Genomic DNA, 268 nt, shown 5'->3' with positions numbered 1-268 from the left:
ATCTTATTTAACTGACTGTATTACGCCTGCTGAAGTCGTATAACAAGGATAACCTTCTAAAAGTAAAGTTTTCTCACGTTGCGCTTTACCAATTTCATTCGACTTTAATAAGTTCAAAGCCTTCACCACGATCATCACTTTCCGCTTTATTTTTTGGATGACTAAGCTTTCCGAGATTCAGTTGACTCGTGCCATGACTACTGTGTAACTGGCTGCTGATTTGCCCTGTAGTATCATCAAACCTCAGTTGGTTGTAGCCACTGCCTTT

1 protein-coding gene is annotated in these 268 nt (G+C 39.9%); it reads right to left on the bottom strand.

Translation table 11 applies throughout. From position 1 onward, the window contains the following. Positions 1-94: 94 nt before the first annotated feature. Positions 95-268 (bottom strand): type VI secretion system Vgr family protein (locus FLQ44_RS24775; RefSeq protein WP_206208623.1); only part of this gene is annotated, 174 nt, incomplete at its 5' end.

This window comes from Vogesella mureinivorans (genome assembly GCF_007644035.1).
GTDB lineage: Bacteria > Pseudomonadota > Gammaproteobacteria > Burkholderiales > Chromobacteriaceae > Vogesella > Vogesella mureinivorans.
The sequence above is the reverse complement of the archived record's forward strand: the minus strand, read 5'-3'. Positions and strand labels throughout refer to the sequence as shown.